The sequence below is a fragment of the Polyangium spumosum genome, assembly GCF_009649845.1.
Taxonomy (GTDB): domain Bacteria; phylum Myxococcota_A; class Polyangia; order Polyangiales; family Polyangiaceae; genus Polyangium; species Polyangium spumosum.
Window position 1 is genome coordinate 1 of record NZ_WJIE01000012.1, and the last position, 21,967, is coordinate 21,967.

Genomic DNA, 21,967 nt, shown 5'->3' on the forward strand with positions numbered 1-21,967 from the left:
CGCTCGCTGTCTCAGCGACACTGAATAACCCGACGCGATGGCGCCCATCACGCGACACGCACGGAGTGCTGCACGCGCTGCGAGCGAGCGCGCGCACGGCACCGCAGGGGAGCTCGCGCGGGGACAGGATGCCCGCCTGACGCTCGATGAACGGCACGAGCAGAGAAACAGGGATGAGCTTGAGCGTGCCCTCTCGCTCTGCGTGGAGAAGAGCCGCCTCGAATGCGGCTCGAGGAACCCGAGCAAGAGCCCCGCGGAGGATCGGCAGCGGCACGCCCTGCGTGTTCTTGTAGGCCGGATGAAGCCGGCTCATCGCCGCGAGGATCTCGCTCACGACGGCCGGATCTGGACCTGCGTCACGCGCGGCGAGGGTGCGCTTCGCGTACAGCAGGACGTCGGCGAGTTCGGGGATGCGGAGCTGCCGCAGGACATCGTTCACCTCCTCGATCGGCGTGCGATGACGCCGTCGAGGCTCGACGGGTGGGAGCACGGGCGGGGAAGGTCGGATCGTCGACGGCGGATTTGTCGAGATGGGCGCGGCCTGCGCGTTGGCGCCGCCTGGCGTACCTGTTGTGGCGCGCTCGCCGCTCAAGACGCTCTCCTCGCTTGTGCAACGAGAGCGACGCGCTCGAGCAGCCCTCGCGTCGCATGTTCGATCCCGGCAGCAACTTGTCGTGTCCCGGAGAGCGGATCCGCAGGACGAAGTACAACTTGGCCTTGCTCTTCGAGATGTAGGAGCGCCTGGTCTACTGAGGATCGTGCGATCCCGAGGAGCTTGCCGCGCAGAACAGCGAGGCTGACCGCCCCATCGTCGTCGGAGCGCATGTACATGAGCGCGTAGATGATCTGCGCCTCGACGCGCCCCTCCGGCCCCGCGAGCCTAGCTGCGGCGATGTGCTCGATGAGCTTCGCCGTCGCCTCGAGTTCGTGCGGTTCGAAGCTCCAGAGCAGCGTGTGCACCTCGTCGACAACGGCGCGTCGCCCCGGGGAGAGAGGCGAGACCAGCGTGGGGGCGGGCCTGCGTGCCCCCTTGGGCGCGGACACGAGCACGTGCGATGTCGACGCAGAGGCCGCCGAACGCGCAGGTACATGGGCCGGAACCGGAGCAGCGAGAACCGCTGCTCCAAGGCGGCGCCGCCAGAAGCCCAAGACGCCGATGAGCACGCGCCACCATGAGGGCCTCACCGGGATCGACGTGGCGGGGACAGGAGGCGCAGGCGCCGCCGGCCGCACGAAGAACGCCGTGGGGGCGTTGTCGTCCTCTTCGTGGCTCGCAGCCGGGCGCGTCAACACGCGCGTGGCGGCTTCGTCTTCTTCCTCGTCGGCCATGTACTCCTCCGGGCGCACGAATGCCGTCTGCGGCCTGAAAAAGCCGCGAAGCTGCTCGTCGTCAGCCGTGCGACGTCGACTCGGGAGACGCCGCGGACGACAGGGATGACGATCAGAGCGATGCTCGCCCGGAGGCGGGCGCGGAACCTGGGCTAGCGAATGCGAGCTGTATCCCGCGACCTCCTTCGAGCGAATATCACCATCCCCAGGCGACCGCGGTGGTATGCCTCGACGAACGCACCCCAATGCGCGCCCTGCACCGCGGCCGTCTGCGAATGATGATGATTCGCGAGGACAAACGCATGCCGGCGCTCATCGCCGGGCGCAGAAGCCGCATGTCCCTTACTCTCTAAACACGAGGCGACGCTGTCGACCCGTCCAAGAAAAGTGCACGCCTGCGTGCAAGAGGCTGGTCAGGGCGTGCTGCCGCTCTTCTGCTCATTCTGCCGCAGGCCCTCGAGCGCCGCGGCGATGTACTTGTTCCGGACCGCCGCGTGATGACTGCCCCGGTAGTCCTGTTCATGTTGTCGCAGCGTGGAGAGCGCCTCGGCGAACTGCCCGCGCGAGAGCATCTCCCGGGCTTGTTCGAGGTTTGTCGTCTCCGGGTCGTTGAGGGGCACGGCGGCGGGCGCGGCGCGCGGGGGCGCGACGACAACCACGGTGGGGCTCGGTCCGGGGGTGGCCGGAAGCGCGACGACTGAGGAGCTCTCACCACGCCCGCTCTCGTCGACCACGACGGAGAGCACCATCGGCACCGCATGCCGCGCAGCAGGCGACTCGTCGTGGGGCCAGAGCGCCACCGCGCCACCCCCACCCAGGGCGCCGACGCCGACCAGGAAGAGCGGGTGCTTGATGAGGCGCTCGAGCACCGACTTCGCCGTGGCCCGAGCAACAGGCCCAGAGCCCCGGGGCGCGATCATCTGGATAAGCCGCTTGCCCGAAGCCGGCGGTTCGGAAGGCGGCGACGGGCACGGCGGCAGGACGGGAGGAAGCACCTCGTCGAAGCCGAGCTCGCGGGCGACGCGGCGCCAGACTTCGTGCCGTGCCTTCTCGATGAAGTCGGGCGTGAGGTCCTCCGGGCGGAAGACAGTATCGAGGCCGAAAGGCAGCAGCATGAAGGGCGTGAAGTCCCGGCCGAACAGCTTCTTCACCCTGCGCCGGAAGACGTCCTTGGCCTCGACGAGCCTGGCCTGCGCCGTGTTGCGCGAGACCCCGAGCGCCGCGGCGATCTTCGGCAGCGACTCCCCGTTGAACTCGGCCCTGACCAGTACATCGACGAGCTTCGCGTCCATGGTCTTGAGCACGCGTTTGACGACCTGATCGAGCTCGTGATGCTCGAAGCGCTCGTGCGGGTTCTCGTCGCTGGGCACGTCCACGCCGACGTCTGCCTCGGGAGTCTCGAAGCGGTGGCGGTAGAGGCGGTAGTGCTCGGCAGCCTGCTGCTCGCAGATCATCTCGAGCCAGTCCTTCACCCCCGTGGATGGGACCTTGTCCAAGTTCTTGTAGACCTTCACGAAGACGAGCTGCGCGAGGTCGTTGACGTCCGCCTTGCGCACGCCCATCCGAGCCAGGATTCCGAGAACGGTCAGGATGTGCGCCGCATAGAAGCGAAGGAACGCGTCGCTCGCGTGATGCAGGAACGGGAGGAGGAGCCCCATACAGACGAACACGCGCCGAGACGGGCAACCCGTCCAATAAATCGTACGGCTTTCTGCTCGACGGCTACTTCACCGGATGTCGAAGGGAACAACCAAGCCGACCCGGACAGCACCGGTGAGACGAGGAGAGCGCCAGAGCTCCTCACCATCGACGACGAACCTACGCTGACGAGCCGCGTAGGCAATGTCCCCGTGAAGCTGGAGGCCCACGAAGCGAGCGAGCCGGAGCTCGCCGCCGAGCCGCGCGCCGAGGTCAATGACAAGGTCATCCTCCTCGCGGATGAGCTTGAATCTCTGCACATCAAGTGAAAGCCGCGCCACGTCTCCGAAGATGCAGGCACGGACGAAGGCGCGGGCTGGAAGGAGCTCATGGCGTCCGCATGCCAGCGCGGTCAGACCCACCCGTCGCGCCTCCACGTCGAGCTTCGTCGGTAAAGCCCAAGCCCGGTCGTACTGCCCTTCGACACCGATGGAGGCCCACCGCCACCGCGCCTCGATGCCCGCCGCGAGGCTCAGGGCGGTCTCGGGAGTACTCCACCAGGCAGCCCCCATGTTCGCGTAGATGGCGAGCTGCGGCAGACCTGCCGAGTGCGCCGCGGCCTTGGGTGCCGAGGGGCCTACGGCAGGTTGAAGCAGCTCGACGCGAGCAGGAGTCGAGGGAGCTGGGGGCGGAACGGCTGATGAAGGCGCGGAGGGCGCGGGCGTCGCCGACGAGCTCGACGCCGCCGGGGCCGCGGGCGGGATCGTCAATGGATCGATGATGTCGCGCAAGTAGAAGACGGTGCGATCGGCGAGCTGATCGCATCGCCAAGATTCCGCCTGCGTGACGTGGTTGGCGACAACCTCACCGTTCTCGTCGCGCGCCTCGATGTGCGCCTCGATCCGCTGCGGCGTGAGCACCAACTTCACGGAGATGGAGCGCGGCGCGTCGTCAGTGAAGGGGTCGCGGCCCTTGAGCTTCGTGGCGAGGGCGGTCTTGATGTAGCTCTTGTCCGGGCAGTTCTTCGGGGCGTCGGGACCGGGGGTGTAGTCGAGGCGCCACGGCAACACCTGGGATGGCTGCGCCGCCGCTTCCGAGCTGCCGCAGGCCAGGGCTGCGACGAGCAGAAGGCGCGCCTTGCATGGGCGTGAAGAGGCGTCGCGCATGACCTGAGAGACCAGGTTTGTCCCCACCGCAGAGCATGCCCGTGGGGCGCGTGAGGCGCAAGCGTTCGTGGAACGCGACGGCGCCCCGCGTTGGTTTGTCCGTCAGGTCCGAACGTTGACCGTGCCTGGTTTCGGGGGCTAGCCTTTGGGGCATGCGCGCGTTCAGGATTCTCGCCTGGTACCTCGGCATGTTGGTCGCCTCCGGGGTCGCTGCATGTGGCTTCGCGACGAGCGAGTACGTATCCGTTTGTTACAACGACGCGCAGGAGGAGGTCCCGTGCTGCGGCCCGGCCGGGGAGAAGTACGCGTGCCCGCCCGATGCTGGGGATGATGCCGACGCTGATGCCGGCGAGGATGTCGATGCAGGTGAAGATGACGGAGGCCCAGAAGCGGGCTCGTCGTCTGCATGCCCCGAGCATGCGCAGTGCATGCCCCCTGGAGGCGGCGGGTACGACTACTACCCCTCGTACGTGTGGATGGGGAAGGAGACGGATCCGCCTCCTCCGCCGCTCGCCGCGGTAGCGATCCAGAGCTGGGTTGACGTCGTGTTCGCCGAGGCAGTCTGTCCTGCTTGCTCATGCGCTGCACCTGCGTCCCCGTGCATGTTGCCGAACTCGTGGGGCGCAAAGCCAGTCGCCTGCCAAGACCTTCCTTCGGCGAGCGGCACGCCTTTCGATGCGCCGACGGCGTGGGATGGCACGTGCACCCCAGTCAACGCGATCCCGGCGAACGCGATGTGCGACGGTGCGCTCTGCGTCCGGTCGTTGGAGGTCGAGCCCCCAACGGTCGCGCCGTGCATCGCGGAGCCGGCCATGCCGCCCGAGGGACAGCCCTTGCCCCCGCCGGTCCGTACCCAGGTGATCGAGTACCCGTCGGCGAGCGTGGGGACTTGCGATTCGGCGAACGTGTGCATCTCGAACCCCCCGCCTGGCTACCGGCTCTGCCGCGTCGCGCACGGCCTTGAGGCAGGTTTCCCGTGCCCTGGTGCTTGGTCAGAACGACATACTGGATGGATGGAAGTGGCCGAGCAGAGGCTTTGCTCGGCGTGCAGCTGCGGCTCACCACAAGGTGGCTCCTGCGAGGTCCGCGTCAGGGCTTACTCCGACGCCGCTTGCACCAACGAGCGAGGCAGCCTCGTGCTCACGTCGAGCGACGGAAACAAGTGCACGGATCTGGTGAGCGGCACCGCGCTCGGCAGCAAGACCGCCGAGGTACTCTACTCCGAGGCTGGCGCTTGCAACCCAAGCGGGGGGGAAGTCATCGGCACTCTACTCGCCAACTTCCCAGTCACCTATTGCTGCTTTCCGGAGATCCCGCCGCCACCCTGATGGTGTGTATCTCATCGCGCCAAAGCATTATTTGCAGAACCCGTCCACGCAGGAAAGGTAAAAGCACTCCTCGTCTTTGGTGCATGGATGGCCCTTCAGCCAGGCGCAATCTCCTCCCCAGCCACAAGCCTGGCCCTCCATGCAGCCAGCCCATGGGGCAGAACCGATGATTGGGTAGCATTCCCCGGACACATCGCATTGATTGCAACCATCGCAGACGACCTTGCAGCACACACCAAGCGCGGCGCAGATCCCGCTCGCGCATTGTTCATCGCTCTTGCACGGGTAACCCGTACAGACGGGGCAATGGCCAAAGATCGAGCCGCAGTCGACCCCTTGCTCGTTCCCGTTCTGGATCCCGTCGTCGCACCTGACGCACAGGCCCTCCCAGCAGTACCCGCCTGGGCAGTCCGCATCAATGTTGCACGTCCCCGGGCATAGCGGGCACGAGCCGCCGCAATCGATCTCGGTCTCGTCGCCGTTCTTCACGCCGTCGCTGCAGCTCGAGCAGACGTTCCCGGCCTCGCAGGTGTGCCCCGGTTTGCAGTCCGCGTCCTGCAGGCACCCGATGCACGTGCCCGCGCCGTCGCACACGCCGGGGCACTTATCCGGGCCTGGGCAGGAATCCATCACGCAGCGGAAGCCCACGCGCTCGTTGAAGCTGTGGCAGGTGCCGTCGCACATCCAGCCTGTGCAGGCGGGCGGCCTGCCGCACTCGACGCCTGTTGTACACGGGCAGCCTTCACCGTCGTCCTCGCAGGAAGCGCTACTGCATGAAGGCAGGATTCCAACACCGGCGAGAAGAAGTGTGAGGGTAAGAGCGGCAACGACGTGGCGCAGATTCATGTGGCCTCGTTCTTGATTGTACTCGGCGTGGGCATGGGCAGACTGGGTACGTGCCGTGCCTGCGGCGAACCTGCGTCGCCTCGAGGCGCGTGCCGTCCGGCTCTGCCGTTCGCAGGCCATCGCTGTACCTACAGGAAGGGCGCTCTGGCAGGGTCAGCCATTCACGTCCGCCACGCATCGGAATCCGCGGCCGTCAAAGGCGCTGGCTGGTTCGCTGAAGTCCGTAACGTCTGCTCGAAGGAGGTCAGGGGTATCTATACTCCAGTCTCCGCCACGAACAACATACGAGAAGGGCGAACGTTCACTACGCGCGGGCCCACGGGTTGACGTCCACTCCGATACGTTACCGCTCAAGTCGCTGATTCCGTCAAGGGAGTCTCCTTCTGGAAAGGAGCGAACGGGGCAAGTGCTGGTCCGAGGTTCGGCCCCGGACCAGCATAGCTGTTTGGACGGCGGCACATCACCCCACGGATACTTCGTTGCTGCCGAGCGGCCGCGGGCAGCCCATTCCCATTCGTCCTCGCCAGGCAACCGCGCGCCGATCCAGTTGCAATAGGTGCTCGCCTGCTTGTACGTGACGCAGTTGATCGGGTGCGATTCCCGTCCGGCGACGCCCCAGTTGCATGCTTCCCCCTGGGCCGGCGCTTCGCATCCGCCGGCAGCCACGCACTCGGCGTACCGCGCGAGCGTAACCTCCGTCCGCTGCATGCAGAATGGCTTGACCTTCCGATTCTTCCGCTGGCCGAACGTGCCCCCTTCAATCCTGGCCATGCCAGCGGGGCACCCCTCCGTGGTGCCTCTTAAGGGTGCTACGGTCGTCGAGGCATCCGTCTCCACGCTCGGGATGCTGACAGTGGGAGCGGCCGGGGTCGTGATAATCGGGCCTCCATCGAAATTGTTCTGTGTCCCGGAAACCGAGCTGGGAACCGCTTCCTGGCGTGCATCGCCGGGGCAACCCGCGCAGGACGGCCCGACCAGCATGACCGGGCACGAGACCAGCAGCACGGTGGTCAGCCAAGACTGGTCACCTACCGCCCCAGACGTTTTTCGACGCCCGCTTCCCTTGCACGCCGACATCGTTATCTCCTCTTCGGCAGCAACTCCGCGGCCAGGGCGGCCGCCCATGCCTTCGTCTCGGGGCTGAGCCCCTCCGGTAGGCTGTTCAATGCCGATGAGATGACTGCCAGACTTCTGGCGTACTCCTTCGAGAAGTTCCACGCACTCGGATCCTTGGGCATGTACGGCGTGCCGGAGTACTGCACGTTATCTGCTAGGGTCGCATAGCTCGCGGGCGTAGCCCCCGCATTGGCCAGTTCCCGGCCAAGCTGCGGCCATGGCGCCACGGTGTCCGTCCGTCCGATGCCATACGCTACGTCGAGCTGTGCCGCGATGGACTGGCGGATGTCCGCGAAGTGAGGAACTGGAGTGGGTTGTGGTCCTCCTCCGGGTTTGTTTATCCTTGGCTCGACAAGAATTGTAACCCCCATCTTCCTGAGCGCTCTTCGTTGTTCGTCTTGTGGTTGAAACGATAGATAATTGTGGTGCGGGACGTTCGGGTTCGGTTGCTTCACTGTAGGCTTCCGGCCATAGGACGTCTCCATGCCTGTCTGGGCGACGAGCAGGAGAGCATTGCGCACAGGAAGCCCGCGCTTCACGAGCTCGTCCACGGCATAGAGGAAGTACTTGACCGCGAACTGGCGCTGTTCCGCGGTCAGATCCTTAGCGCCAGGCTTGTCTGCGGCGATCTTGATCGCTCCCTGCTCCGCCGCCTTGAGCAGTTCCTCCGGCACGCGTCCCTTCTGCTCCGCCTTCGTCTGCTGGGCCTTCTCTTGGGGGGGCGGTGAGGGAACTGGGGCCTCATCTGGAGGCGGGAGCTCTACGTCCTCATCCGGCCGCCGCGCCCTCCCAGGACCTGAGCCTTCTGCACCCGAACCCCCCGGGCCATAACCACCCGTGCCTTCGTCGCCGTGTGGTATTGCCTGGGTACCCGTGGGATCGAGTAGCCGGATGGGGTTACACAACGCATATTGATAGAGGTTCGGCCCATCCACCATCCCCGCCGGATCCGCGCTCGTCCACCGCCCGAGCCACGGCGCGTAGTACCTCGCCCCGTGGTAGTAGAGCCCCGTCTCCTCGTCCCGTTCCTTGCCCGTGTACCGATACCGCTTCGCGCTCACCTCCACACCGGCCGCCGCGTGGAAAGCCGTCGTCCCGAAGGGGTGGTATTCCTCGTAGGAGATGACCAGGCCAGCCTCGTCGAGCTCGAGCGCAGCCGAGCCGAGGTGGTTGCCGAGTTGGTAGCGCACGCGCGGCGCCACGACGAGGTTCGGCACGGAGACGTCTACGGTCTTCGTCTCGGCCAGGACGACGCGCTGGGCCCCGTCCATCACGTGGAGCGTCTCGCGCTCGAGGACCAGCGAGCCCGCCTCGCTTCTGCGGTAGATCTCGAAGCCTCCGAGGTAGATCCGCTCCTCGACGATCCCGTTGTGCTCCCAGACCTTCCGGACGCGCTGCCCGACGGCGTCGTACGTGAAGTACACCTTGCCGCCGCCGCCCTTGTCGACCTCGCGCTTCTGGTCCTTGAAGTCCCACCTGATGAGCTGCAGGTGAGGCATCAACGTCATGTTGCCGTGGGCGTCGTGGCCGTACTTCGCCGAGAAGTTTCCGTCCGCGTCACCAGGTAGGCTCGTGCGGAGCAGCCGGTTGTTCTCCTGCGCGACGTCGTAGCGGCGTGTCCAGCTCCCCGCGAGGCCCACGACCTCGTGGATCATCTTCTCGATATTGCCGACCGCATCGTACTTGTAGCGCTCGGTGTAGTTCCGAAGCGCCTGCGGGTCGTTCGGGTGCGGCACGTTGAGCAGCGGGAAGCCGCCCTCGTCCTGCTGTTTGTCCGCGTTCTGCCCCGCGTGCTCGCGGCCTGTCGCCTCGATCAGCCTGTACAAGGCATCGTACTCGTACTTCCAGACCGGCTCGACAGGCCCGTTGTTGAAGACCGTCTTCTGCGCGAGATCCGCGATCTCGACGATATTGCCGATGGGGTCGTAGGTGTAGCGAAGGTCTTGTAAAAGCGCCCCGTCCGAGGGCCTGGTCGTCTTGATCCGCGTCAGCCGGAACGTGAATGGATCGTAGCTGTACTCGGTGACGACGCCGTTCCCGTAGACAATCGTCTCCCGCTGCCCCTTCGCGTCGTAATCGATGTCATCGACGAACGTCGTCCAGTTGAGCGCCCCGCGCAGCCGCACTTCTACCTGCTCGAGGAGGCCGGCTTCGTTGTACTTCGGCCTGGCCTCGCTCTGGTCGGGCGTGGTGAGGCTCGTAGGCCTGTTGAGCGCGTCGTATTGTGTCTTCTGGACGAACGTCTCCGCCTCGAGCACCGGCGAGGCCGACCAGTCGATGTCGCCCTTGTAGTTCTTGGCGAGCTGCCTGTGCACCTCGAGCGGGTTGCCCTTGAAGTCGTAGGCCGCGTGCGTGACGAGGCCGGCGCCGTCCCTGACCTGGTACACCTTCCCGCGCAGGTTCGCGGCCTGCGCGTTCGGGTGCCCTTCGCCGTAGCTCGTCTTCTCCGCGAGGATCTCCGCGCCCGCGTCCTTCTGCACCCAGAGCTCTGTGCGCCGGTGAAGTGCATCGTAGACCGAACGGATGACATGCCCGCGGCTGTCCCAGCTCCGGATCGGGTTGCCGAGCACGTTGTAGAAGGTCCACCACTCGCCCGCGTCGATGCTCTTCTGGCTGAGCGGCCGGCCCAGCATGTCGAAGAGCTGCGCCATCGCCGTGTTGCCTCGGGCGTCGATGACGGCGAGCGGGTTGCCCTCGATGTCGAGCGTCGTCGCGGTCGTGTACTTCCCCGCTGCCCCGTTGTCCTCGGCTTTCAAGACCGGCCGGCCCAGGACATCCAGGTGAAGCGCCGCCGGGGTGCCGGCGTGCTTCGCGGCGAGCAGTGCAGCGCGCTGCTCCTGGGGTGAGGGCAAGGGCGAGGCGCCAGCCTGCCGGGCCGCGCACCACGCGCTCTCCAGCACCGTGTCGTTCTCGTCCCAGCTTGTCTGCTTCCAGGGCGTGAACTCCACACGGGAGAACGTGCCGTTGGGGTGATCGGTCCTGACGAGTCGCCCGAGGGGGTCGTACCGGAGGATGGGCGTCACGCCCCACTCGACGAGCTCCTTCTCGTCCTCGTACTCGTGCGTCGCGCTGAAGAAGGGCTCGTACTTCTTGACCGCGTTGCCCTTGTTGTCGAACACGGTTCGTCCCGTCCCTACCCAGCGGACGGTCGTGTTGTCGAGGACGAGCTGCCCCTGCGCGTCCTTGACCAGGATGCCGTTCTGGTCCCACTTCGGTGCGGGCCCGGCCTCGGCGCGGACCTTCTTCATGACCTCGCGCCCGAGCCCGTCGAGGTACGTGTAGCTATTCTGCCAGGGCGTAGCGGCGTCCCCGTGCCGCTCGCGCGCCGCGGCGTGGACGACGTTCGGCTTCTTGTCCTTCCACCAGCGCTCGAGATCGTACTCGAACGTGGTGGTCGGCTCCGCGAGCGTGTCTCCCTCCGCCGCGCCGGCCTTGCCCATGACCGCCGTGGCCACGACCAGCCCGAGCTCGTCGAGCTCTACCGCGGTGCGGTTCTTGTTTGGGTCGGTGACCAGGACTGGGGACATCGTGCGGTAGTTGTTCTCCGCCGTGATCTCGTTGCCCAGGGAATCAACAACCGAGACCACGAGCAGGTTGTGGCTGTCGTAGCCGATCTCCGTGGTTTGTCCCAGGGGGTCTCTGACCTCGATGGGCAAGTAGAACCTGGTCGGATCAAAGGTCTCCCGTCCACTCCGGATCCAGAACAAGCTGTCTTGCTCGACGTACCCGCCCTCGACGAGGAGCTGCGGCGTGACGCGCGAGCCGTACGCCTTGGCTAGCAGCCCCGGCGTGAAGGCGAGCGCGTAGGTCTCGTAGGGCAGCGCGAGCCCGTCCACGGCCCCGAGAGGCAGCGGGCCGGCCAGGGCCGAGCTGTCCCAGTAGAGGTGCCGCACGTGCTCGACGAGGCGCTTCTGGAGGCTGCCATCGGGGGTGGCCTCGTAGGGGATGGCCGCCGCGTTGTTCACCGAGGCGAGGACGTCGGCGAACGGCAGGCACGCGCTCTGCGCCTTCGGCAGGCCCGTGAGCTCGTACGCCCGGGTCTCGACGGGCACCCCGAGGCGGTAGAAGCCCGACTGGGCGGGCCTGTTCGCCACCGTGGCCTCGGTGATCGTGGCGAGCAGGCCCTGCTCGGGCAGCTCCATGTTCCGTCGCGCGTATGCGACCGTCCCCGAGCGCGTCACGTGTCCGAAGGCGTCCACCTCGAGCGCCAGGGTATGGACTACGCGCGTATCCTTTGGATCCCGCTCGTAGTGGGCTTCGAGCTTCTCCCGGACGTAGGGGAAGAAGACCGCATGCGCCTTGTCCGTGGCAGGCTGCAACTTGCGGATCTCGTGACTGGCCGAGGTGACGAGGTACGGGTGATGTTGCTGCGGTGAGCCGTCGAGCCCGTAGATCTCCTGCCGCAACATCTGCCCCTTGAGGGCCCGCGCCGCCTCCCGTGCCTCCCTCGGGCTCATGCCTTGGGGAAGAACAGCGTCGGGAAGTACAGGCGCCTGGGCGTCGAGCGCGTAGTACTCCCTCGCGAACTGCTTCTCGATCTTGTCCTTCTCGAAGAAGGCGCCCGTGTGGAACCACGTCTTCGTAAGGACCGGCGGGAGGTGGAACTCGTTCTCGGAGAACGATTCAGCATCCCATTGTTCTACACGGCCGAACCCCCTGAACTCCTTCTCCGCGCTGTCGTAGTAGCCGTGGTGGTAATTGTATGTACGGACGAACTTCGTGCCGCTCACGGCGTCGTGGGTCTCGACGCGGGCGAGTACATGCACCGGGAAGGGTAGTCGCGAGACCCAGGGCGTCCCGTTCTTCAAGTCCTCCAAGTAGAACTTCGTCGAGGGCGCGTACTCGAGCTTCATCTCCGCCCCGAGGTTATTCTTCACGGAGGTGAGCAAGTACGGCTTCTTCGAGCCCAAGAGATCGATGTACCGCATCGGCGGCTGCGCCACGCCCTTCCAGGGCGAGGACCAGACGATGCAGGCCGTCCCCGTGCCCAGGAAGTCGAGCACCGAGATCGGCGACCCGAGGTCGGCCGTGGGGAATCCGGGTAGCTTCTCGACCTTGCTCCAGCTATTGCCCGCCTGGTTGAAGGCGATCTGGATCCCGTCTGCGCCGATGTAGAGGATGTCGGTCGTGCCCGAGCCGTCGATGTCCGCGAGCCGGATGCGCCGAGGATCGAAGCGGAGCGGGTCATCGAACCGCGGCGCGTTGCTCATCTCCACCTTGGGCCCCAGCCGCCCGAGCCCACGGTTTGGCCAGTAGCAGATGCTGCCGTTCTTGATCCGCACGATGTCGGGCATGCCGTCGCCGGTCATGTCCGCGACGAAGACAATCCCTCGGTTGTCCCGGTACACTTCCGTCGGCGCCAGGTCCTCGTCGAAGACCATCGGCAGATTCCGCGGCGGCCCCCAGCCCTTCTTGCCGAGCGAGGGGAACCAGATGTGTACGTGCCCGCTCGTGAAGATGATGTCCTGCTGGCCGTCGCCGGTGATGTCGATGAAGCGCACGCCCGGGTCGTTCCAGGGGATGTTCGGGTGCGAGGAGAAGGGCATGAACGGGCCCCATTCGCCATCCTCGGTGCGCTCGTGAATCCCTGAGCCGGTCCTGTTGAAGAACACGAGGCTCGGGCGGCCTTCGTGCTCCAGATCCAGAAGCTCCGTGCGGCCCATGGTGGGTGCAAGGGCATTGGGACGGCGCATGAGCTGCCTGGCCGGCGCGAGCTCTGCATCGCCCAGGTTCTGCTTGTAGAACAAGCCCTCGCCGTGCTGGACAAGGACACCGGGCAGCCCCTCGCCTTCGAGGTCAACCCACCGCGCGCGCTTGCCGTCGACGTTGCCGAAGTCGGCAGTGTACTCCGGGTCGACCGCCTGTACCTCGGTGCGGAGCTCGGGCAGGGAGTAGCCGAGCTCGAGCGGTGGCAGCGACTTCTTCGTGTAGCCGCCATTCTTCTGGATGTACCCCGACTGCGTCACCGCGACGAGCTGCGACAGCGTCGGCGCCTCGGCATAGGCGAAGTCCGTCGAGCGCACGAGCACCGGCTCCGCGCCGAGCTCGGCGAAGTAGTGGAAGACCAGGACGCGCCGGCAGAGGCGGTAGGTGCGGACCTCGAAGGTGGCCCTGTAGCTCGAGAACGGGTCTTTTCGGCAGGGCCACGGCTTCCCCTCGTCCGGTGTTGGGGCCTCGGCGTCGTGCTCGCCGTAGTCGAAGACCACCTGGAAGTAGAAGTCGTCGGCCTCGCTGGGCTTCTTGTTCCCATACCGAATGCGCTTCAAGTAGCTGTTGGAGAAGAGCTTGGGATCCTCGTGCCGGTGCTTCTCGTGTAGAGACTTCGGCACGCTCGCCAGGTCTTCGACCTTGTATTCGTACTGGACGACGTTTCCCCGCGCGTCCTCGGTGCGCTCGAGGAGCCAGGTGAAGATCCGGTCGGGGTACAACGCATCGGCAACCCGGGCAGTCTTCGACTTGCCGTAGATGTGCCGGATGTTGTCTTTGGTCGTCACCTGCCAGTAATGGGCGCCCGCCTCGGTGATGCGCTCGACGCGGGCGAAGGCCCCCTCGACGCGAGGCTGATAGCGCTGGATCCTCCGGCCCTGCTCGGTAGTGATCAGCTTCTCCCCATCCGGACCGAGCACAGGAACAAGGTCCTCGGCGCCGGAGAGGATGAACGTGTCCGTGTCCCAATGGTCGGTGTATTCGGGCAGGCCCTTGTCCGTCTTGCGGGTGATGGCCGGGACCGACAGGTGCCAGCCGACGCCGAAGGGGCCATTCCCGGTCCCCGAGTCGTAGGTGAGCGCGAGCTCGGGCGTGAGGCCCCTGCAAGGCGTCGTCGCGATCGGGACGTTGAACGTGCCCGTGCCCATGGCGACGTTCGCGTTGAACTTCTCCCCGAGCCCGCGCACCGCACCGCCGCCCTTGGGCAGGGAGGGGTCGGGCGCCTTCACCGTCGGCCTGGGGATGACCGAGGACCGCTTCGGCACGCCCTCCATGGTCAGGCCCCCTGCCGCGTGAAGTCGCAGAGGATCCAGATGTTGTCGAGGCCGTCGCCCACGGGACCCGTAGCCGCGAGCGTCCACGCTCCCGTAGCCCAGGATGTTCCGGCGGCAGGCGTCATCGTCGGGCTCACGGCGAGGCTGTCGAGCGCGCCGGGGCCCTTCGCGAGCGTGGTCTGCATGGAGGCAGCCGAGGGCGGCGTGACGTTCACCGCGAGAGGCGTGCCCCCGAAGTACGCTGTGGGGTCTTTCCAGGCGGCGAATAGCATCACGGAGTTGATCTTCGGGGCGCCGCCGTTGCGGCACCTTGGAAAGACGCTCTTCTCGAGCGGCAGCACCAGCGTCTGTGCTGCGCCGACATCCGGCGTGAAGAAGTGGCGCCACTCCGTCGGGAACTCGTCCTTCAACGAGAACAAGCGCAGGCCGGAGAGGAGCAGCGCGGCGTTCTTCTGCGCTTCGATTTTCAATGAGTCTCCGCCGTCGATCGCCGTGTAGCGGACGTGGAGAACAACGTCGCTCAATGCGTCGAGGTCGGTATTGTTGGCAGAGAGCTCGAGCTTCCACGTGCCGATCGCGCCCGCACCCTCGAAGGGCAGATACCGCTCGTCGCGCAGAGACAGCTCGAAGACTCCCGCGTCGTTCTGCGCGCCGCTGATGGCGAGCGAGATCGGGGCGACGTACGGCGTGGTGAACCGGCCATCGTTCACCTTCTCGGCGTAGCCCCCGGTAAGGTCGGTGCTCTTCCGGACGCGGCTCTTCACCAGCGTGAGCGTGGCGTTGAGCGTGCCGTAGGCATCCGTCACGCACGGGATGGAGAGGCTGACCGTCTTGATCCGGCGCAGGTAGTGCCCCGGGAAGTCGAGGTCGAACTCGAGCTCGGGCACGTCGAATTCGCAGACACCCTTCTGCTTCAGCTCGAGGAGCTTCTGCGGGGCGAGCTGCGCGAGGGAGATGTGCTTCGTGATCTCGTGCTCGCGCTTGTTCTTGTCGAGGTACGCAGCCTCCATCTGCCGGAGCTGCTGCAACAGCTTCTCCCCTGCGAGCAGGCCGTTTCTCGTGTTGTCCCAGTGCGTGAGTGAGACGTCCGGCGGGTCCTGCGCGAGCTCGTGCTCGAATGCCTTTGCGGCTCGCCTCGCCATGCCGAGGGCGAGCTTGTAGGCGTCGAAGTACACCGTCGACACCTCATTGACCGTCCAGGAGTAGAGCGCCTCGTTGGTGAACTTTTCGCGCAGCGTCGCCTCGACGACCTTGGCGTTCTCCACCATGAGGTCGTGGTTCTCGAGGTCCTTCTCCGCGAGCGCCAGCCTGATCTCGGCGGCCAAGATCTGCTTGTCGAGCTGCTCGATCTCCTTGGAGGCGATCCTCTCCTGGAGCTTCCAGTCCTCGGCGCGGCGGGTGTAGTAGCCCATTGTCGCGCTCATCGCGGCGCCGTCGCGCATCAACGACGCCACCACGCCGAGGGCGTTGCCAAACGACTCACCGGACTTCGCCGCGTTCTCGCCCCCGTAAACGACCAATGCCGCCGGGCTGGCGACACCAGCGCCTCCCGTGATTGTAGTCGGAAGAAGGTAGGCCCCTGCCGACTCGGTGTGCGTAGCCTGGATGAGGGCCTGGGTGACGGCGGCGGCGCCTGACAGCATCATCGCCTGCTCTTCGTAGGAGTTCATGAATGGCAGGCCCTTGTAGTGCTGGTATCGGACCGCGGCGGCCTCCCGAGCTTTCTTCAGGCCCGCGAGCGTCTGCTTCGCCTCGTCAATCTGCCGCTTCTTCACCTCGCGGGTGGCGGTGAGGACTGCCGCCTCGTGCGTCGCACGCAGCAGGGTCAGCTTCTCCGCGTCCTTCTTCTCGAGCGCGGAGAGCAGGGCCGCGCCCAGGGCGATCACGCCGCCGCAGAACTCCATCGCCTTGGCATGCAGAACCCCGAAGCGGTAGTGGGGCATCGGCACGACCTCGCTGACGTCCTTCCAATCAACGCCCATCGCCGCGGCCTTCACGAGCAACGCCGGGTCGATCGGCGGCGCGAAGAGCGGGAGCGGCCGTGCCTGGCCCTCGATGTTGAGCCCGTGCCTGACCTTGAAGAGCCGGTCCGCGACGAGATCCCAGTACCCGAGGAGCTTGTCGTTCGACGGGATCGCGAAGTGGGCCGTGTCGATGAGGGGAACATCCCCGGCGCCGTTGAGCTCGGGCACGAGGTTCTCGAGGTCGGCGAGCGGGACGGAGGCAAGGAGCTCTGCGTATGTCTTCGGAGCAGCCTCGGGCTGCTTGCTCAGATCGGGCTTCGGGCCGAGGATGTCCGCGGCGAGGATGTAGAGCCCCGTCGCCTCGTTGATCGCCTCGCGCGTGTCCTGGGAGAACAAGTAGTCGCCCCACGCGATCAAGTTGTCGATGTACTTCATCACGACGGCCCGCTGGTACGCGATTGGCCGCATGCGTGCGATGAGGTGGGGATTGAAGGGCTCTTCGCGCCAGGCTTTGATCTGCGCAGCGAGCTCCCCGAGGGCTTCTTCATCTCCCGCCGCGAGCGCCGCGAGCTCGGCCGCGAGCGCCTTCGGGTCGGCCTTCTCGCGGAGAGGTTTCACCTTCCAGAACCGCTCCGGCCCGCCCGTGCCCGGGGTGAGGTCGAAGATGCGATGAAACCAGCGCTGGGCCTCCTCGTGCCTGTGGTTCTTCATCAGCATGCAGGCAATGAGGAAGGGCGCGTGGAAGAAGACCTCCCAGTTGTATTGGCTGTAGGCACCCGCCAGGGAGAAGTCGATATCATCGACCGGATACGGCTTCTTCACCACGGAGAGCGCCGGCTTGTAGGTCTTCTGGAAGTAGACGTCGCTCCGGAGCTGGATGGCAGAGCCGTCCGCCGGCCAGCGGAAGAGACCGTCGAGGCCGTCGCCGTCGAGGGCCTCGAGCATGGCGCAGGCGTGCGGGTGGTAGAACGTCTCGATTCGGACCTGGCGCGGGTCGAGCTCGATCGAGATATTGGGGATGTAGAACGGCCCTTCGGCCGGTGCGGGCGGGAGTCCGGGCAGCACCTGTCCCCACGGCTTCATGGGGGACGCCTCTCCCGCTACCGCGCGCTTGGGCGCTTGAGCCTGGTGCTCGATCCTGACGAGGAAGGTCCTGCTGTCGTCCTTGTAGAAGAACGACGGGTGCGGGAATCCCGCATGGAGCATGGTCCAGAGCATCGGTCCGCGTTGAGCGCAGACGAGCCGGTATGCGCTCGGCGTCGCCCCGAGGACCTTCACGTCCTTGTCGGTGAGGACGAAGCCGCGCAGCCAGAGGCCGGCGGTGTCCTTGTCCTTGATGAACTCCATCCCCGCGAGGCGCGTGCCGTACGGCGCGCCCGTCGGACATGGATTCGACGCTAGACCAGCAGTCAGGCGTCCGTCGCAGCCCAGCACGAGCTCGTACACCCGGCTGGCTCGATCCGGCGGTGCCACTTCTCTTACCGCGCAGAGGATGGCGAGCTGGCCGTTCTTGTACGTACTCCAGAACGTCAGCGCAGCCGGGTCGCCCTCGGGCAGATCGAGGCGGAGAGGTTCTTCCGGGCCTGTCTTCCTGGGTGACCAACGGCCGTTCTGGTACTCGCTCCAGGCCATCTTGAGCCGCATCGGCTTCTTCTTGATGGCGGGCGCCTTGGGGCCCGGAGACTTGTGCGGTTCGTCGATGTCGGGGTCGATGTCCGGCTGCGGTTTGCCCCCATCATCGAGATCGTATTCCTTCGGCTTCTTATGGCCCGCGGGCTTGCCGCCCTTCGGCGCAGGTGCCGCTTCTTGCCCGGTGTCCTCCGCCTCCTCGAGCAGTGCCCAGAACAAGTACAGTCGACGATTGTAGACGGCGAGCAGGGCGTGCTCGCTCTGGATATCGAGGTCGAGCTTCTCCCAGGGCGACCACAACTGGTCGACGCGCTGCCTATAGTAGTACACGTGCGGCGAGGTACGCGTCCGGCCGATGACGTGCAGGATCGTGATCCATGAGCTTCCGGTCTTCTGACCCTCCTCGCACACGGCGACGATAGCGAGGTGCGCAACATCATGAAGCTTCTGGAGGTACTTGCGGAATGCCCCCTCGGCGCGGGCGTCGGTGATGTCACCCTGGAGTAGCTCGCTCTCGAGCTCCTTGAAGAAGGGCGTCTTGTCGTCGCGCAGCTCGGGCTCGATCCAGTTCTCCGGGTGGAAGAAAATCTTTCGGTTGGCCTCCCAGACCCGGTAGCTCTTCATCCAGGACCATTGCGCGGCGGCCTCGTCGTCGAGGGACGTGACCGCGGGCTCCAGGCCCATGAAGCTGCGCTGGACGAAGAGCTGCACCGAGCTGATCGCTTGCTGGATGCGCGACGTGGTCGGCTTCGGGCTCATCTCCACATCAACGAGCAGCTCGGCGAAGAGGTCGTTCGTGGAGTCGTACTTGCCCAGCGCGAGTGCGGCGGCGACGAGCGCCTTTCGTTGTAGTTCGCGTAGATCATCGCGAAGAACCCGCCCGATCTCGGGCCAGGCGTCTTCGGTGTACTTCGCCTTCACGGCCAGGCGGACATCATCGGCAAGAGCCGGGGCGGGGAGCACGGCGGGGTCGGCGCTCTCGATCGGAGCCGTTGTGGTGGCCCAGGAGATCGCCCGCGTCGCGGACACGCCGAGGCCCTTCACGACTTGGATTGCGTTCCAGAGGCGGCCGACTGCTGCCTCGTCCTCGAAGCTCGAGGGGAAGACCAGGCCGAGCTTGTTCACGAGGACATCCAGGTCCGCAGCCGGCAGCCCGGCGCGCTCGGCGACGGCCGAGAAGAACGCGGAGGCGTCCTCCTTGGTCTCCTTGAGCAGCGCCGAGAACGCATCGAGCAGGCCGGGGGCCGGCGGCGTCGGCTTGACCGGGGCCTGGGAGAAGACGTCAACGAGTTCAGCACGCGAGGTGCCGAAGTGCGCGAGCAGGATGTCCGTTTCCTCGGCCCAAACGTTGAACGATGGCGCCGGGGGGAACTTCCCCTGCGCGAGGGCCTTGTAGGCCGTGAAGCGTGCATTGCCGTGGATGGGCTGGGGTGAGAGCGCAAGCTCCTCCGCGGTGCCCACGGTCTTGATGTGCGCATCGAGAACGACGGACGGGTCCACCGCGTGCGCCAGGCGGACTTCGAGGATCTCGTCGGCGAGGTCCACATACGGCACCTCGGTCAGCGTGTTCTCACAGGAGAGCTCGATGCGTGCGAGATCCGGGCGCCGGGCGAGAAGAACCTCACGGGCCGTCGCGGGATCCCCGGGCTTGTTCTGGCTTGCTGGGTAGCGGCCCAGGAAGTCGAGGACGTCGACGAGGTAGGCGGCCGGGCCGTAGATCGACGCGCAGTGCTCGCAGGCGACATTCTGCGGGCCGAAGATGTCCATGAGCGCGGCGGCGTCACCCGTGCTTGCGAGGTCCGGAGGGGGGAGAACGTAGAGCCCAGGCGGCCGAGCGACGGAGGCGAACTTCCCGAAGAGCGCGAGGGCACCGCTCGTGATCTGCTCGGCCTTCTGGAAGAGGCTCTCGGCCTTGGACTGGCCCCCGAGCACCTGGCTGTACGACTTGATGAACGCCGGCTTGCCGATCTTCTGGATGCTCTGCGCGGAGTGAATGCCCGCGGAGAAGAGCGTGTTCATCTCCGTTGGGTTTGGCGTCACCTTGAAGAGGCGCTCGATGGCCTCGAGGTTTGCCGTCGCGGTCTTCGGGGAGGACAGGCCGTCGAGGGCCCCCGGCTTCTCCTGCAAGTAGGAGCGCACCTGGGTCTTGCCGCTCTCAAAGTCGGGGTTCTTCGAGAAGAACAATGCCAGGTCTTGATCCGCCTTGCCCTGGAGCTGCCCCGCGAGCGCGGCCGTGGGAAGGGTGTTCGCCAGCGTGTCGGTCAAGAGCAGCGCGTAGTTCGCGCTCTTCTCCTTGTCGTCGGCGCCGGGCACGTCGGGCGGGGAACCGATGGGGGCGCCGCCGACGCCCTTCTCCAGCAGGGCGAGCCAGTTGGGGATGGCGAGCTTCGCGAGATCGGCGAGCGACGACCACATGCCGCTGCGGCGCCATTCGTCGAGGGCGCGAACAAGGGGCAGGTGCTGACGGCTGAGCGTGGCGAGTTGCAGGGCGAGCTGCACACGGTCGACGAGCCCTTCTTCCTTGAACATCGGGTGCTCCCGAAGTCCCTGCCAGAAGCCGTCGACCGGCCCTTCGTACTGGAGGTAGGCCGAGACCAGCGCTTCCTGTGCATCTCGGGCGGGAAGCGCGATGGCGAGGAGATCGCCCAGGGAGATCCCGGTCTCCGCTGGCTCGAAAGCGAGCTGCACGGCGCCCTTGTGGAGCGCAGCGAGGATGGCGTCGACCTGCTCCCGGAGCGTCGCCGGGATCAGGTTGTGATCGAGCGCGAGAAGAAGCGCCCGGAGCTGCTCGGATGGCCTCGTCGTGAGCAGGGCACGGCGCTCGCGAGGGAGTCCTTCGCGGAACAACCCGTAGAGGACCGCGGGGTGAATCCCGAGGGCGCGTGCGAGCTGCGTGGCCGTGACGAGGGCGTCGAGGTCGTCCAGATCGAGGCGCAGGCTGCACGCGAGGTGGCGAATGTCCTCCTCGGTGAGGTCCGTCAGAGAGTCGCCGCGGATGGCAGGGGCCAGAAGAACAACAAGGCGCTCGTAGGCCGAGGGGCCGCGGTAGATCTCGCCGCCCAGTACCAGGTTCACGGTCGCCGTGGGCGGCGCGTGGCAGAGCTTCTTCTCGGCCGTGACAGCGCGCTCCGCGTCGTACACGCGCACGACAAGATCAGCAGCCGACTTCCGGTGCCCGCGTCCGGGGCCGGGATCGAAGAGCGCCACGTCGAGCAGCGTGCCGGTATACTCGAAGTCCTGGGCGAGCTTGTCGGCCGCGTAGGCAATACGGTAGCTGCCGGTGTCGCTGGTGGTGGCCTCGCCGAGGAGCTGCTCCTCGCGGAGGTTCCGGTTGTAGGCGCGCACGACGAGGCCCGCGCGTGGCGCACCCCCAGCCGTGACTACACGACCACGTACGATGAAGGGCGTCGGGGTGAAGCTGCGTGTACTTGTCGAGCGGTTGATCTCGATCCGCACCGCACTCTCCGGGCGATCGACCCGCCAGAGGACCGAGCGCTCCGTGCTGGCGATGCAGGTTGGGCCCTCGAAGAGGCGGAAGAACAACACCGGGACGCGGTCGAGGAAGAGCTCGCGCAGATGACGGGCTTCAAGGACGATACGGAAGATGCCGAGCGCGTCGGAGAAGGCGCACGCGACCAAGTCGTTGCAGAGCCGCCCCTTGTCCCACGCCTCGACGCGCACATCGGGCAGTCCTTGCCCGGTCTGGATGTCGACGACTCGCCCCGTGAGGATGTACTCGCCGCCCCCGTACCCCTGCTGCATCGTGCCCTCCCGTTCCGGTGGGCGATGATAACGCTGGACGGGTGGTGGCTGCTCCAACTCGTGCAGCACATCGGACCGAAAACGTCACTTCCGCCAACAGCGCGGGAATCGTCGAAGGTGGACGAAGGTCGTGCTCAAGACATCTACAACGGTGGAAGGACGCGCGAAGCGCGTGCAGGTAGGAACATGTGGGTAGAAGCTGAGGGAGA

9 protein-coding genes are annotated in these 21,967 nt (G+C 66.2%); all 9 read right to left on the reverse strand.

Features of this window, described 5'->3' with window-relative positions:
* Window positions 1-490 (reverse strand): hypothetical protein (locus GF068_RS31970; protein WP_153823315.1); only part of this gene is annotated, 490 nt, incomplete at its 3' end.
* A 98-nt stretch (window positions 491-588) separates the two neighbouring features.
* Window positions 589-1,329, reverse strand: coding sequence for a hypothetical protein (locus GF068_RS31975; protein ID WP_153823316.1), 741 nt, complete (start codon window positions 1,327-1,329; stop codon window positions 589-591).
* Between the two features lie 413 nt (window positions 1,330-1,742).
* On the reverse strand, window positions 1,743-2,999 hold the full coding sequence (locus GF068_RS31980) for a sigma-70 family RNA polymerase sigma factor (protein WP_170319798.1): 1,257 nt from the start codon (window positions 2,997-2,999) through the stop codon (window positions 1,743-1,745).
* A 57-nt stretch (window positions 3,000-3,056) separates the two neighbouring features.
* Window positions 3,057-4,133 carry a hypothetical protein gene (locus GF068_RS31985; protein ID WP_153823318.1) on the reverse strand — a complete coding sequence of 359 codons (1,077 nt, stop codon included), beginning with the start codon at window positions 4,131-4,133 and terminating at the stop codon, window positions 3,057-3,059.
* A gap of 457 nt (window positions 4,134-4,590) precedes the next feature.
* On the reverse strand, window positions 4,591-5,046 hold the full coding sequence (locus GF068_RS31990; RefSeq protein WP_153823319.1) for a hypothetical protein: 456 nt from the start codon (window positions 5,044-5,046) through the stop codon (window positions 4,591-4,593).
* 442 nt (window positions 5,047-5,488) lie between these two features.
* The gene (locus GF068_RS31995; RefSeq protein WP_153823320.1) at window positions 5,489-6,145 is read right to left on the reverse strand and encodes a hypothetical protein; all 657 of its coding nucleotides are present in this window, start codon (window positions 6,143-6,145) and stop codon (window positions 5,489-5,491) included.
* A 315-nt stretch (window positions 6,146-6,460) separates the two neighbouring features.
* The gene (locus GF068_RS47450; protein ID WP_153823321.1) at window positions 6,461-7,432 is read right to left on the reverse strand and encodes a formylglycine-generating enzyme family protein; all 972 of its coding nucleotides are present in this window, start codon (window positions 7,430-7,432) and stop codon (window positions 6,461-6,463) included.
* Window positions 7,387-14,394 carry a SpvB/TcaC N-terminal domain-containing protein gene (locus GF068_RS32005; RefSeq protein ID WP_170319800.1) on the reverse strand — a complete coding sequence of 2,336 codons (7,008 nt, stop codon included), beginning with the start codon at window positions 14,392-14,394 and terminating at the stop codon, window positions 7,387-7,389. The genes GF068_RS47450 and GF068_RS32005 overlap by 46 nt, the downstream gene beginning before the upstream one ends.
* An 11-nt stretch (window positions 14,395-14,405) precedes the next feature.
* The gene (locus GF068_RS32010) at window positions 14,406-21,758 is read right to left on the reverse strand and encodes a Tc toxin subunit A-related protein (RefSeq protein WP_153823323.1); all 7,353 of its coding nucleotides are present in this window, start codon (window positions 21,756-21,758) and stop codon (window positions 14,406-14,408) included.
* Window positions 21,759-21,967: the final 209 nt, after the last annotated feature.

Excerpts from the sequence above, each read along its gene's own strand:
- GF068_RS32010 (WP_153823323.1), bottom strand. The coding sequence starts at position 21,758 with ATGCAGCAGGGGTACGGGGGCGGCGAGTACATCCTCACGGGGCGAGTC.
- GF068_RS31990 (WP_153823319.1), bottom strand. The coding sequence starts at position 5,046 with ATGCACACGTTCGCCGAATCGCAAGTCCCCACGCTCGCCGACGGGTAC.
- GF068_RS31995 (WP_153823320.1), bottom strand. The coding sequence starts at position 6,145 with ATGTGCGACGGCACCTGCCACAGCTTCAACGAGCGCGTGGGCTTCCGC.
- GF068_RS47450 (WP_153823321.1), bottom strand. The coding sequence starts at position 7,432 with ATGGGCGGCCGCCCTGGCCGCGGAGTTGCTGCCGAAGAGGAGATAACG.
- GF068_RS31975 (WP_153823316.1), bottom strand. The coding sequence starts at position 1,329 with ATGGCCGACGAGGAAGAAGACGAAGCCGCCACGCGCGTGTTGACGCGC.
- GF068_RS31985 (WP_153823318.1), bottom strand. The coding sequence starts at position 4,133 with ATGCGCGACGCCTCTTCACGCCCATGCAAGGCGCGCCTTCTGCTCGTC.